The sequence below is a fragment of the Lysinibacillus sp. FN11 genome, assembly GCF_024628845.1.
Lineage (GTDB): Bacteria > Bacillota > Bacilli > Bacillales_A > Planococcaceae > Lysinibacillus > Lysinibacillus capsici.
This window is the reverse complement of the sequence record NZ_CP102383.1, coordinates 70,026-84,345: the sequence shown is the minus strand read 5'-3', so window position 1 is coordinate 84,345 and position 14,320 is coordinate 70,026. Positions and strand designations below refer to the sequence as shown.

At 37.6% G+C, this 14,320-nt stretch carries 8 protein-coding genes; 3 read left to right on the top strand and 5 right to left on the bottom strand.

Features of this window, described 5'->3' with window-relative positions; translation table 11 throughout:
* Window positions 1–62: 62 nt before the first annotated feature.
* Both NP781_RS00365 and NP781_RS00360 read right to left on the bottom strand, forming a co-directional pair.
* Window positions 63–1,130: a CAP and S-layer homology domain-containing protein gene (locus tag NP781_RS00365; protein WP_257521151.1), complete on the bottom strand. Its 1,068-nt coding sequence runs from the start codon at window positions 1,128–1,130 to the stop codon at window positions 63–65.
* A 200-nt stretch (window positions 1,131–1,330) separates the two neighbouring features.
* Window positions 1,331–5,320, bottom strand: a complete 3,990-nt coding sequence (locus NP781_RS00360; protein ID WP_373880534.1) for a rhoptry family protein — start codon at window positions 5,318–5,320, stop codon at window positions 1,331–1,333.
* A gap of 356 nt (window positions 5,321–5,676) precedes the next feature.
* On the opposite strand from NP781_RS00360, the gene NP781_RS00355 reads away from it, so the two are divergent.
* A complete protein-coding gene (locus NP781_RS00355; protein WP_257521149.1) occupies window positions 5,677–6,354 on the top strand; it encodes a hypothetical protein in 678 nt (225 codons plus the stop codon).
* Window positions 6,354–7,610 carry an efflux RND transporter periplasmic adaptor subunit gene (locus NP781_RS00350; protein WP_257521148.1) on the top strand — a complete coding sequence of 419 codons (1,257 nt, stop codon included), beginning with the start codon at window positions 6,354–6,356 and terminating at the stop codon, window positions 7,608–7,610. Before NP781_RS00355 ends, NP781_RS00350 begins: the two co-directional genes overlap by 1 nt.
* A gap of 491 nt (window positions 7,611–8,101) precedes the next feature.
* On the opposite strand, the gene NP781_RS00345 is transcribed toward NP781_RS00350, so the two are convergent.
* Together NP781_RS00345 and NP781_RS00340 are read right to left on the bottom strand one after the other, a co-directional pair.
* Complete coding sequence (locus NP781_RS00345) at window positions 8,102–10,600, bottom strand: S-layer homology domain-containing protein (RefSeq protein ID WP_257521147.1); 2,499 nt, start codon at window positions 10,598–10,600, stop codon at window positions 8,102–8,104.
* Window positions 10,601–10,666: 66 nt separating this feature from the next.
* Entirely contained in the window at window positions 10,667–12,559 is a 1,893-nt protein-coding gene (locus NP781_RS00340) for a copper amine oxidase N-terminal domain-containing protein (protein WP_257521146.1), read from the bottom strand.
* Window positions 12,560–12,924: 365 nt separating this feature from the next.
* Between NP781_RS00340 and NP781_RS00335 the strand changes: the two genes are divergently transcribed.
* Window positions 12,925–13,167, top strand: coding sequence for a YjcQ family protein (locus NP781_RS00335; RefSeq protein WP_373880533.1), 243 nt, complete (start codon window positions 12,925–12,927; stop codon window positions 13,165–13,167).
* A 35-nt stretch (window positions 13,168–13,202) separates the two neighbouring features.
* Here NP781_RS00335 and NP781_RS00330 read toward each other — a convergent pair whose 3' ends face one another.
* The gene (locus tag NP781_RS00330; RefSeq protein WP_306832461.1) at window positions 13,203–14,306 is read right to left on the bottom strand and encodes an aminotransferase class I/II-fold pyridoxal phosphate-dependent enzyme; all 1,104 of its coding nucleotides are present in this window, start codon (window positions 14,304–14,306) and stop codon (window positions 13,203–13,205) included.
* Between the last annotated feature and the right edge of the window lie 14 nt (window positions 14,307–14,320).

Genomic DNA, 14,320 nt, shown 5'->3' with positions numbered 1-14,320 from the left:
ATCGTAATTTGGAACTTTCGTAACATTTCTGTAATATTAGCGATTCTTTGTTACACAACAACTTATTGACTAGAGAACATTTGGACCCAATAGTAATTTCCTTTGCTATCCTGTGCTATTCCAACACCTGTATTCGTATAGTGCTCTTTTAAAATATTATCTCGATGGCTAGGTGAAGCCATCCATGCCTTAACAGCAATTTCAGGTGTTTTAATATTTCTAGCAATATTCTCTCCAAAACTTGTATAGTTGTAATCAAATAATGTCGCTAAATCCCAAGGTGCCCCATAAAATGGGGAAACGTGTTCAAAATAATGGCGATTTACCATGTCCTGTGCTTTGATAATGGCAATTTGTGTCAGCTCCGAATCATAAGCAACAGGTTCTAGCTTATTCTTCTGTCTTTCAACATTTATTAATTCAATTACCTTTTTAGACCACTCAGAAGAAAGGTTAACAGTTGGGATATAATCCTTTGCTAAATAGTCATAGGCTACTTCCAATGCCTTAATTTTTTGCTGAAAAGCCATGCTTCGCTCAACAAATACAGCAAACTGTGCACGTGTTACCAATTGGTCAGGAGCAAAATGTTTAGCATCCACCCCACCAATAATGCCGATATCTGCTAAGGATTCGATATAATCTTTTGCCCAATGCGTACGTGTAATATCCGCAAATTGACTGTTATTTTTGCTATCTACCCTAATTTCATACGCAAGAGCTAGCATTTTTGCCACCTGCATACGCTTTAAAGGCTCTTCTGGATGAAAGGCATCACTCTTCTGAATGATTCCCAGTTTAACAAGCTGGCAAATTTCCTTATAATATGGATGTGTTGTAGGAACATCCTTGAATTTTAAAGGGTTCTCAATGTCCAGGTTTGTTTGAAGAGAACGAGCAATGGCAGCAGCAGCCTCTGCCCTTGTAATAGCTTGCTCTGGCTTAAAAGTGTTGTCGTTATATGTAGTCATAAATTGTTTTGTGAGCATATGTTGAATTGAGGCATTTGCCCAGTATGAATTTGTCACATCTACTGCCTTAGTAGATGCTGCTTCTGCTTGACTAAAACTAGTTAAACTTCCTACGGTTGCAGCTATTGAAAGTACCATTATACTCAATAATTTTTTCAACAGGGCGACCTCCTCACGTTGGCAAAATAAAAACGTATTAAATAGTACCTCCCAATCAAAGCGACCATTTATACTATAAGATACGAATTTCAAATGATATAGTTTCACTTTTTTGGAAATTAATATTAAGATCCATTTTTTCTTACTTATAAAAGGAGTTTTCCCGTATTATTCATTGGGAAAACTCCTTTTTCATCATACTATTGAATCATTTTAAGATAGTCTTCTAGAATGCGGTAATTATACACTAAGCCTTGTTGCTCAATCGACAAATTACTATAATCTTTTTGAGCTGCTAGCACTTTTTTCTCAAATGATGAGCTGTCTGGATCAATATTTCCGATCGCTTGAACAACTTTAAGAACGGCAGCCACATCTTTTTCAGCCTGCTTTAAGACATCCTCATTAATGACCTGTCCTTTAATTTTAGAGTCCAATGTCTTATAGGCAGCAACGGCATTCGCCACATCTTCAATATATGTGGACGAGCTTGGAGACAGTCCCGCTATGATCTCCACAACTTTCTTCACATCAGCTAAACTTTTCTCTGCTTCGAGTAAAAGAGAATAATTGGAGATACGCTGTTTATCTGTCGTATTCAAACTATCATACTCTTTACGCGCCGCTTCCACCATACCAAAGTAATATTTATCCTTTGGATTCAATTTAGCAATATTATTATAAACCTTTATAACATTATCTAGTGAAAGCAATAGCTGGTCGTTATAAACATAGCGTCGTTGATCAGCATTGAGCTTATCATAGGCTTTTAAAATCTTTTGGTATTGGCTATTCATATCTTTTGCCGTTAGTAATCGGTCTATATCTTCTACAATACTCATTACAGGCTTTATTAGCTTTTCCTGATCTTGTAGCACTTTATAATTTTGAACAGCTCGTTGCTGATCCTTTGGTAAAGCATTGTAAGCAGCACGGATTTCTTGGATACGTTTCACATATTGCTTTGGATCAACGGATGGTAAGTCATTAATCATTTGCATGACATTACCAGCCCCTAAAATACTAGACTCCGCTGCTTGCAATAAGTAGTAGTTTGTCACATATTGCTTCATATCGCCAGGTAGTGCATCGTAAAGTGAGCGTGCTCGCGATGTATCTTGAAGGAATGTGTTACTTGAAGATTTTAGTTTACTAATCAATTCCATCACACTCGAGACAGGCTCAAATTTCAAGAGAATATTAATATTATCGATGTATTTTTTTTGATCCTTCGATAGTTTATCATACGCTTTACGTGCTGAGTTTACCTTACTAACAAAGCTTGTTGATTCTGGATCTAATTCATTAATTTGAACCATCACACTTAAAATTGGTTTCACTGCTTTTTCACGTGTTGTTAAATCTTTAATATTCGTCACTAATTTCTTTTGGTCAGATGACAGCTTATCGTATGCTACACGCGCATTCATCAGCTTCGTTAAATAGTCAGCATCTTGCACTTCTGTTAATTTAATTAGCTCGACGACACTCTGTGCTAATCCCTGTTCATTTTCTGCTGCTACCAGTGCATCATAGTTTACGATCGCTTGCTGCTTCTCTGCTGGCAAGGCATCATAAAGCTCACGCGCTGTTTTCATATCTTGATAGAAAGTTTTACTTGTTGGTTTTAACGACGCAATGAGACCAATTAAGGAAGCAACATCCTCTACAGCAGTGAGATTAGCATAGTTTGTTACTCGCTTTTGGGAGACTTGATCAAGTGCATTATATGCTTTACGTGCATCAAGAACCTTTTTTGTATAATCCTTATTTGTTGGATTTAAAGCATCAATCATTTGGATAACCTTGATTACCGCCTTGTTAGCCTTTTCATAGGAGCTTAACATTTTGGCTTGCTCCACTAGCTTCTGCGCGTTCTTATCCATTGCTTTATATTCTAATGTAAGCTCGGCTACCTTTTTGACAAATGTGTCAGGGCCTTCATTTGCTAAGGCTATAATACGGTCATCAAATGCTTTGGCCGTATTGATATAGCCTTGTGCTTTTGTTAGGTCCTCACTATTTACTACCTTTGCCTTAAGAGATTCACCCAATTTATTAAACGCTTCATCTGCTTTTACCACATCATCTTTATACGTTTTTTTAGAAGGACTTAATGCACTAATTTGCACCATTACGTCAATTGCAGGAATTACATCTTTTAAATCTTTATAATTTTGGACAAATATTTTATTTTTATCATCTAGCTTCGCATAAGCCGTATAAGCTGATTTTGCTTTAGAAATATAGCTTTTAGAGGAAGGATCCAATTTTTCAAATTGAGAGATAACATTCACAACCGATTTATAGGATTTCTCTAAATCTGTTAACACTTTAATATTTGTCACACGCTTTTTAGCTGTTGATGATAACGCATTATAGTGAGCTCGTGCATCCAATATTTTTTCAATAGCTATATTGCTATTTAACAGATCAATTTCCGTTGTAACAGCCTGTACCGCTTCTTCCTCTTTAACTAAAGCATCTATTTTGTTTTGCAGCTGTGTTTTCAAATTAGTAAGAGCTGTTTCATGCCCTTGCAAAGTCGTATCTAATTTCTCCACTGTCTCTTTCAACTTGGTAAGCTGTGTACCGTAGTCAGTTGTCGGCTTTAATGTATTAATCGTTTTCGATGCTTCTGCGTATGTTTGAAACAGTATTAACTTTGTTGCTCCCTGCACTAACTTTTTATCATTTTCACTTAGCTTGTTAAAGGCAGTCCAAGCTGAAAGCGTCTTACTTTCAAAGGTTTTTGCAGTTGGATCAAGGCTATCAATTAGCTTATCTACCTTTAAGGCAGCACCTAAATTTTTCTCCCACGCTGTGAGCTCTGCTAGATTATTGACGATTTTCTTAACATTGGACGCATTGATATTTGTGCCTGAAGGATTATTATAGGCTTCGCGTGCAGCTTTAATAGCAGCTACTTTATTAGCTTCTTCTACAACATTAATGGCTTTAATCTTTCCTTCAATATCCTCTGCATATGCAATATTTGCCAACGCCAGATCTAGGTCTCCTATGTTTTTAACAAAACCTTTACCTTCCGTTAAGAGATCGTATTCCGCTTTTATGTCTTTGACTGTTGTACGATATACATCTTCTTTGGATACACGCAACCCTGAAATGCTTTTCGAAATATTTGCTGCTTTAAGATATTGTGCAATACTTTCATATTCCGTTTTTAATAATTGTTTGGAGGCTGCATCCAGACTATTGTAGGCTTTCTCAACAGCCGTCACAGCACTAATAAAGCTTGAGGCTGAAGTGAAATCTGCAGGCTGCTTACCTTTTAACTGTACAATGCTGGAAGTCACTTTATCTAAAGCAGATAAACCTGACAAGGCATCCTTATACTTCTTAAAAGGTGTGATTTTATCATCATTTGGATTATAAGCTTCGACCACTTTCTTTTGCTCTGCTGTCAGCGCATTATAATTCGTGGTAAAACTATTCATTCCAGGAGAAATAGCTGAATAATCCGTAGATTTCTCCAATAACTCAACTAACTGATCTAATTCTGTAATGACCGGTTCTACTTTTGCTACGTCCACTTTCAGCTTACTTAACTTGTCAACATCCATTCCCTTGCCTTTAAAATAGACATTGCGTGCTGCTTCATCATAGCCATATTGCAACACTGTGCCACGAACTGTTGAGGCAATATCCTTCGCCCCATTATTAAGTGCAGCAAGAACAACTTGGTTGAATTGGTCTTGCACATATTGATAAGATGTCGCTGTTGATTCATCTCCTAAAAATGTTTCATATTGGCTTTGTACATTTTTCACATCTTTAATAAATGTTTTGCTGGTATATGAAATAGTACCCATCTTATCGCTAATTTCCTTAAGCTTCTTTAACAGTAGTCGTTGCTTAACTACATAGTCATATTTCGCTTGTATAAAAGCTTTTTCATCGGCATTAAAATCAGCTGAATTTTGTACAATCGTTATATCACCATCTGCAATAACCATTTCATTATCTGATGAATTCTCTGATAGCTTGCCAAATTGTGCAATAAGTTGTTCCCTTGCTATAGTTGCTGCAACCTCATTTGCATAAGCTACCTTTTCTGATTGTATTGAGATGTGCGACTGTCCTTCGTTGTCCTGTGCGTGTGCGTTCGCTATAGCCGTAGGTGCCAATAAAAGACCCGTTATAACCCCTGCTGTCAATTTTCGATTCAATCGAACCACCCTTTCATCGTTTATGTATAGGAAAATGATTGTATTCATTTTCATTTAGAATTTATGACTTTAGTATCGGTGTAAATTGCTCGATTTCAAGCCATTCTAATATATTTACAAAATGAGACATATCAAAAGTAATTTTTCTAAATTACTAGCTAGAAAAACAGGAAGTTATTTCAATTATACTATACAATGGTGTTATATAAGGTTTTCACCAATTGACATATAATAAGAGATTATGTTTTTCCAATGAATTTATTGGAAAAAAACAGCTATTTTCATATGTCATAATATCTTTACAAGGTGTATACTACAACTTTGATATCCTATTTTGGAAGAAAGGACGCTGTTTTATGTTTTACCATTATAAGTTCTGGCATAGCTTAAAAAATCCTACCTACTTTACTAGCATCGTAGAGGAAGGCGAGGTCATCGGATATAAAAAAAGAGTACTAACGGTGTTCATTCTTTTCATCCTGTTGTTTGTTGCTCGCGAATATTGGGGAATGGGGACAGAAAATTTAACATCCTTATTCGCAAAGGATTTACAAAATGAATACTATGTAGCACGTATACTTTCGATGCTTGGTGCCGTTTTATGGGCAATCGTCTATTTTTGCTTCCATTATTATGGTGTTACCTATCTTTTACATCTATTAACGGACATTCCTTATACTTGGATAAAAAGAGTACAGCTTTATGTTGTAGCCTTTCTATTAATTGAAAAAGCAATCCTCTTTGCTGTTTTCTATGCTGTAGGCTATACAACCATGTTTTCTTTCTTCTCCTTAGCTCCTGCTGCCTTACAGGTGATTGAAACAGATTTCGTGTTATTTACCCTCAATCAATTGACGGTAACAACGGTTTTAATCATTATTGTACAGTATCTCTTCCTATCAAAATGGGAGGAAGAAGCTAGTAGAAAAATGTTAGTAGTCAAATTGATTGGTGTACAGCTATTTATGGCCATATTTGTTGGTTTGATTAGTGTACTACCAATTAAAGATTGGATTGCTAGGGGGTTAGGATGATGGCATTTATCAAAAAAAGACCATGGACAACTACGACCATCGTGTTAGCAATGCTAGTAATCGGCATAAATGCTTATTTTGTCTTTAAAGATAATAGCAACGTGACACGATCCTACTTTATCGATGAATTTCAAAAAGCTTATATCGGCACGAATACAGAGCGTGTTCATAAAGAAACCATTGTAGCACCTGCTGAGACATACACGATTACTGCTGATGCAACTAGCTTATCCGCTGTGAATGTAAAGCGTGGCCAAGAAGTGATGATGAATGATGTACTTGCTACCTATAAAACGGATGAGGTGGATGAGGAGTTAACAAAGCTTGAATCTGAACGCACAGCCTATGAAACAGAATTACAAGATTTACAGGATGCACTTGAACACATTGAGGATGAATATGGTGACGATTCTAATCCAAAAAGCTCCATTAATACGGATCAAATCAATGAAAAGCTATCCGTAACGCTAAAATTAGAGCTTGCTCAACAAAATTCAGCATCTACAGCGGTTGCCCTGTTAAATCGACATATTGCTGAAACAAATCGTCAAATTGCGTTACTTGAAGCCCAAATTACACAAATTCAATCTCGTCAGGGTATTGTCAGCCCTATTGATGGTGTGGTGTCAGCGATTAAGGAAGAAGCTGGTGCGCTAACTTTTGAAATCTATTCGAATGAAAAAGCAATGTATGCCTATTTATCAGAAAAGGAATGGCAAAAGGTGGAGGAAGGGCAAACTGTAGATTTCAAGGTGAAACATGTCAAGGATGATCTATCTGGCATTGTATTAGAAAAACAAACGATTGCTACTGACGATCAGACAGTTTGGGCAAATGAGTTAGCTAAAACGGCTGCCTTGCCACAACCAACTAATTATGAAGTGACCTTACAGCAAGATGCCCCACTCGAGGACATCCCATTTTCGACAACTGGCAAAGCCTCTATTATTGTCAACGAAGCATTCGATTCCTATAAAGTCGATAAATCGTGGCTAGCCACAGCTAAAAAAGGGAACAAAAAGTTATATATCATCAATCAGGACGGTAAAATTCAGCTAATTGATGTCAATGTGCAATTTAAAACGGCTAAGTCAGCTATTTTTATGGATTATCTTGATGAAGGTACGCCAATGCTCTCTAATGAGAAACGTAATCTCGAAGCCTATACCTTCAGAACATTACCTGTTGAGAAAATCCAATGGAGCCATTTTAAAGAGCTAACTTGGAAGCAATATGTGAAATATATCGTTTTCTAACCTAAATCTGCCTAGTCCTTTTATGGACAAGGCGGATTTTTTGTTAGAAAAGAAGATGACACTAAAAAAACATTTAGCAAAGCAAGCGATGGGTTGATTTCCGTTCCGCCAGCGTCCTTTCCAGGGGCGTCCGATGAGCCGCTTCACTCACTTCCGTTCGCTCCAGGGTCTCCTCTGTGACGCTAAATCCCCTAGGAGTGACGCTGGCTCCACTACAATCAACCATTCTAAAAATATGTCTTTTCCTTTTCTTTCATACTAACAATAGTGAAAAATGTGAAGAAGTGATGAGTGACAGCACTCCTCAATATTATGATTAGTGAAAACCTTTCTAAAAAGTTAACATTTTGTGGGTAGAGTGCTTTGCGCTAGCTCACAGGTAAGCAAGCAACGGATATCCACTACACCTTTCACATAAATTCTGTTAATTGTTTTGTTTTTCAAGACAACATAAAGAATCCTCTGTAGCTGTTACAGAGGATTTGTCTTCTTTATTTTAATGATAAGCATCTATTTAAGAAGCTTGCAAATTGCGCACGTGTAATTTGTGCATCTGGTCTAAATGTGTTATCTGGGAAGCCGCCAGTTAAATCATTTGCGACAAGTGCTTGGATATGGCTGTATGCCCAATGTGTTGATTTTACATCTGAGAAGCTTACTTTGCTTGTACCTGTTAACTTATAGGCCCTTGTTAAAATGGCAGACATTTCTGCACGGGAAAGCTGTCCGTTTGGATTAAACTTTCCTGCCTCTTGCCCTTTGATAATGCCAGCCTGCTCAACTGCGGCAATGGCACTGTATGCATAATGGCTCTTACTCACATCTTTAAAGCTAGAATCCTTCGTTGTAGTTAGATTTAAAGCTCTAGCGATGATTGTAGCAGCCTCTGCACGTGTAATGGATGCCTCAGGTTTGAACGTTCCATTTGAGTATCCTTTAATAAGTGATTGATCGTATAGACTTTGGATTTCGGAAAATGCCCAATGCCCTTTTGTTACATCTGTGTAAACTAATTCCTCATGATTATCTTTATAAACCGCTTGTAATTGATCGAAATACAGCTGACCTTTCTTCTGAAGAGAAGCTGTTGGCTGAGCAACATACAAACGCTCGAATTTCAATGGCTGTGGTAAGTCACTCGGAATATTCGCCGTCACGTACTTCCAACCACTCCAGTCTAAACCACCCTGGCTTGTGAAATCAATTGTATGCTTCGCTCCAGCACCATCAATCACAACGCCTCTTAGCCAATGCTTACCAGCATCGCCAAATACCCAAAGACCGATATTTTTAGGCTGCCCTGAAATAGCAATTGGTGTTTTCGCAACCATATAGGCAGCTTTTGTGCCTGTGCCACTAGTTGTGAAATCATAGTTTAATTGTAAGCTAGCAGTCCCCTGTCTAGCATACTCTTTAGAGCTTGCTAATGAAGCATTGGCTTTCGCTGTTTCTGTTATCCAAGAAGAAGTATTATCAAAGCTATCTAGTACAATTGGTTTCTCTGCTAGATCTACTACTTTCACAGCTGTAGACGTACGAATTCCTTCATACTCGCCAATAATTTTCCCTTCACCCTTTTGTGTTGCTGTGAAGGTTGCACCGTCCATTTTGCCGATATTTCCTTCAACTGTCCAGTTCATATTTGCTGGGTTGATGGTCATTGGATTCAAGTATTGATCATAGGCACTTGCAACTTGCATATCTACAGAAGATCCTTTCATTACCTGACCAACACTAACACTACTTAACGTAATTGATTTTACTTTCCCTGGTGGCGCTGTATTCACTACCTGTAAAATGGCAGATACACGACGTTCACTACCCTCTGACGGTCTATTCACTAGGTTGGCGAAATAACCTCCTGGATTACGCGCCACCATTGCTGTAGAGCCGCCTCCATCTAGGTTAATAGCCGAAGAAGCACCCACTGAAATTAAATGAGCAGCTAAATCTGATAAATTAACACCATTACTATGACCACTTATGCGTCCATCAATCGTTACAAGAGATACCTTTGTACCTGTAGCATCTATAGCTACTGCTGTACGTGGACTACGTGTAGAAGCAAACCCTGAATTCGTTGGCATAGAAATATCCACTTTGCCGTTACGCACAAGCATTGGTCCAGCAGCTAAGATGAACTGTGCATCCATCCATTTTTGATCGATCGATAAGCTGACATCCACGCTTGTACCTGCTGTAATGCTACTTAATTCAGCGGCTAACTCTTTATTTTGTACAGAGATAACAAAGCCATCTGCTGGTACAGAAGAGTTACCTTCTGCTCCATAGGCTGTTACATGAGATACTGTACCAGAGAACTGATCACCAAAATGCAAGGTGCTTGTATCTTGACTAGCACCTGACACAACGAGTTCTACACCCCATGTATTTGTCCCTGTAGATCTTTTTTCAGGTGTATATAAAACGTTTTTATTTGTTCCTCGTTCACTATTAATAAGATCAATAGGATAGCTTTTGCCATTCACTTGGAAAGTTAGATTCGTAGAATAATAGTCTGCAATCGCTTTCCCTGATTTCGATAAACCAAATGCAACTGGCTTTTGTGTTGGGCTATCATATGTATCTCCCAAAATACCATAGTTCACAATTTCATTATTTTCTGCTAACAAGTTCGCAGGCATACCATTTCCTAAAAAGTAAGAGGCATTGACAGCCCCTACAACACGATGCCCATCATATGTGTTTTGCTTGGCCATCGCTGATGTTGTTTTTAATGAATTAATAGGATTTGGCATACCAATTTCTAGTTTTGTATATGTATTATTTAAATTGACATCTAAAACATTTACAAACTGACGTATCGAACCTGACGTATAGTTTTGCTGTGTATGTGTTACCTGTGGTGAAACTTCTGTTTTAACTTCACTGACTTTATTGCCTAAACCAGCAGCTTGTCCATGTATGGGGCTAACTGTTAGTGTAAGCATGAATAGGACTACAATAATCGTTATTAGTTTTCTTGCCATTTTTCACTCCGAATTAATTCAAAGTATGGCACGTACCATGTCACATGGCCCGTGCCAGTGACTTTTTTATTTTGTTTCTACATAGATTGCTACTGGAAGGTTCACACCACCAGCATGCATTAACTCTAATTCAATCGTATCTTTTGAACCCTTCATTTTGAAATCTGGTAATTCAACATACTCTGCCCCAACTCTTAAAGAAGGCACTAAATACACATTGCCATTCACCTTAATCGCTCCGCTGTATAATCCTCCTCGACCAGCCAACTTCAGCTTAATCGTTTTTGTAGAGCCTGTTGGATTGACAACAGGAATGGACACTTTATAGTTCATACCGAAGTGACCTGGGTTTCCTACAGCACCATTGATTTGAGAAAATGAATTTTCAGCCGTTTGTAAATGGTCTGTACGTCCATTAGAAATGTTATAGCCAACCTCAGGAGAATCTACTGTATAGGCAGGTAGCTCTGCTAGAATTGTCGCACTTGGCCACGCACCTCTTGGATGCTTCGCATACTCATCCACCGCAACCTGCTCCGATTGGATCGTTGTTAAATCTGAATTATCTTTCGAAAGCACTGTACGAATCGTATACTCTGGCTTTCCACCATTGACTGCTTGAATATCTAAATCATGTAAAAAACCGATAATATAATCATAATGTAAATCGTATGTTTCAATGACCTTTGTTTCCCCTGGTGCAATGACAATACCACTACTTTCCGATTTTTGAAGCTTATTATTTAAAACAGCGTCCGCAATCGTCAAGCCAAGGTCATGACCTACCCAGCTATTACCCGTTTTTTGGCTAATACCCTTCGAATCAGTCACTTTAATGCTCTCTGTCGTAGACTTATTTTGAACGGTAATCCCAAGATTGACATCCGTACCTAATGTGTTGTAATGCCAGCCAAAGATACGATGCTTATTCGTTGCCGCAGTTGGTTTGACATCATATTGGGCGAGCGTCGCATTATTCATTGGTACAAGCTTACGTGTTAACGTTTCAGGATTATCACTAATAAATAAATCACGATCCCCCTCTAAACGAGCAGAAGGAACAGCCTCGGGTGATGACGTCGTGCCATATGATTTATCTAGGAAGGGGCTTGTAAACATATAACGGTAAACATAAATATACATTTCTTTTTTCTCTGTGATATAACGTAAATTTCCGCCTAGTGCATCCACAAGAAACTTAGCAGGAATGTACATTTTGCCTTTTTGTATAAATGGCTTTTCGATCATTGTCACTGCTTCGTTATTAACCAAAGCCTGATTGCTGTTATCATTGAAAATAAAGCTCATCCCACCAATTAACAATTCAAAGGAACCATCAGGCTGCCAAGTACCAGATGAATCATCTAAATAATCATAAATATAGCTAGCAGGTAAATAAGTTCTTCCATCCTTTGAAACAATCGGATCTTTCATGACAATACGTTTGTTATTGATATGTAAGATATATGGGTCTTCCTGCGGTGGTGCTGTTGTTTCATCTGATAATGTAATATCTACTGATTGGGTAGCCTCATCCCAATTAACAACTCCATCAAAGTTTTCGCTGACGAAACGTAATGGCATGTAGGTACGATCTTTATACATAAATGGCGCAACATCCATTGCAACCTCTTCTCCGTCTATTAAAGCAGTCATTGAATCAATCGTTAAATCAACCATCTTACCATTACGAATCGCCGATGCCGTCAACGTTTCCTTATCCCAATCCACACTTGCACCAACCGCTTCATATAATGCACGCATTGGTAATAACAAGAAGTCTGACTTATTTAAAATAGGGTCATTGACTTGAATCGTCTCTCCATTAATCGTAATCGAAACATTGTTTTTTATCTGAATTCCATTGTTACTAGTCGCTGATGCAGACGCTTGTCCTGGCAAAATCGTAGCCAACGCAACTGCTGATACAATACATGTAGTCCTTAGTTTTTTAAACATCTTAATCTCCTTTTTCCTCTTACAATAGTCTTTATCATCTTAACACGAAAAACCCCTAAAATGTGGGATTTATATCGAAAAGAGTAGAATTCGGTACTAGAGTGCTAGCCTTTCTCCTTCGAAAGCTTCATATAATGAAAGGAGTTTTTCCAATTCGCACGAACATTTTCTATAAAACTCTTTTGGCTTTATGGAAGAATAGTTTCTATTCATGCTAGTACTTCAAATCATCCTATTAAGTAGACATGTTATTGTATGAAAAAGTTACAAAGTTTTCTAAGAATTCACGTAAAAGGAGGACTTCATGTGACAGGTACTATCTCATTCATTTATACTGAATGACAGTAGATTGGAGGATTTATAAATTGGATATGAATATTATCTTATATATTTTAGAGGGAATACATAATAATGAAGAGCCGAGATTTTATGATTTTGATATAGATAAAGAGACATTTGGTGGAATAGTCGAAGAAATACAGAACAAAGGGCTTATTTCGGGAGCAAAAATTTCTCGTGTGGGGTTAGAAAATAAAGTAGCCGTAGTTTCTCTTCAATATGCTAAAATGGAAATAAAAGGAATAAACTACATAATAGCGTCCACTTAATTTAAGGGACGCTATTTCTATTTTTATACGAGACCCTAAACTACACTTAAAATAATATCAATAACCCTTTCTTGCTCTTCGATAGTCATCTTAGTATCTGACGGTAAACATATTCCATTAGCAAATAATTCCTCACTAACAATTTCATCTTCGCTATGAGGATAGAATTCACATTCAACAAATAACGGTTGCATATGTAATGGCTTCCATACAGGGCGTGCCTCAATATTTGCTTCAGCAAGTAAATCAATTAATTCATTAGGAGTTATTTTAACTTTCTCAGCATCCAATGTCATTGTTGACAGCCAGCGATTGGAAAAAGTACCCTCTAGTTCTGGCATCATCTTAATGCCTTTAATACTAGAAAAAGCCCTTTCATAGCGGTTAAATATTTCACGCTTTTGTGCAATACGTTCATCTAGCACTTCAAGCTGACCACGACCAATTCCAGCCACAATATTACTCATTCTGTAGTTATAGCCAACAACACTATGCTGATAATGCTTTGCTGCATCACGTGCCTGGGTTGCTAAAAACCGTGATTGCAAGATTAGTTGTTCATCTTCTGATACAAGCATTCCACCACCAGAAGTGGTAATAATTTTATTGCCATTAAATGAGTATATGCCCAATTTACCAAATGTTCCACTATGCTTTCCTTTATATAAAGATCCTAATGATTCTGCTGCATCTTCTATAATAGGAACATCATAATCGTTACATAATGCCATTAACTCATCCATACGCGCACTTTGGCCATATAAATTTACGATAATTACCGCTTTAGGCAAAATATCATTTTCTTTTGCTTCACTTAATGCTCGTCCTAGTGCCTGTGGCGACATATTCCATGTTGTTTCTTCTGAATCAATAAAAATAGGTTTAGCCCCTAAGTAAAGAATTGGATTTGCGCTTGCAATAAATGTTAAAGTTGAGCAAAATACAGAATCTCCTGCTTTTACACCTAATAAATCTAGAGCAAGATGAATAGCACCCGTACCGGAGCTTGTTGCAGAAGCAGCCTTTGCTTTGACATATGTAGCTATTTCTTTCTCAAAACCATCTACATTTGCTCCAAGTGGTGCAATCCAATTGGTATTAAATGCCTCTTGAATATACTTTTGCTCTGTCCCCCCCATATGAGGAGACGATA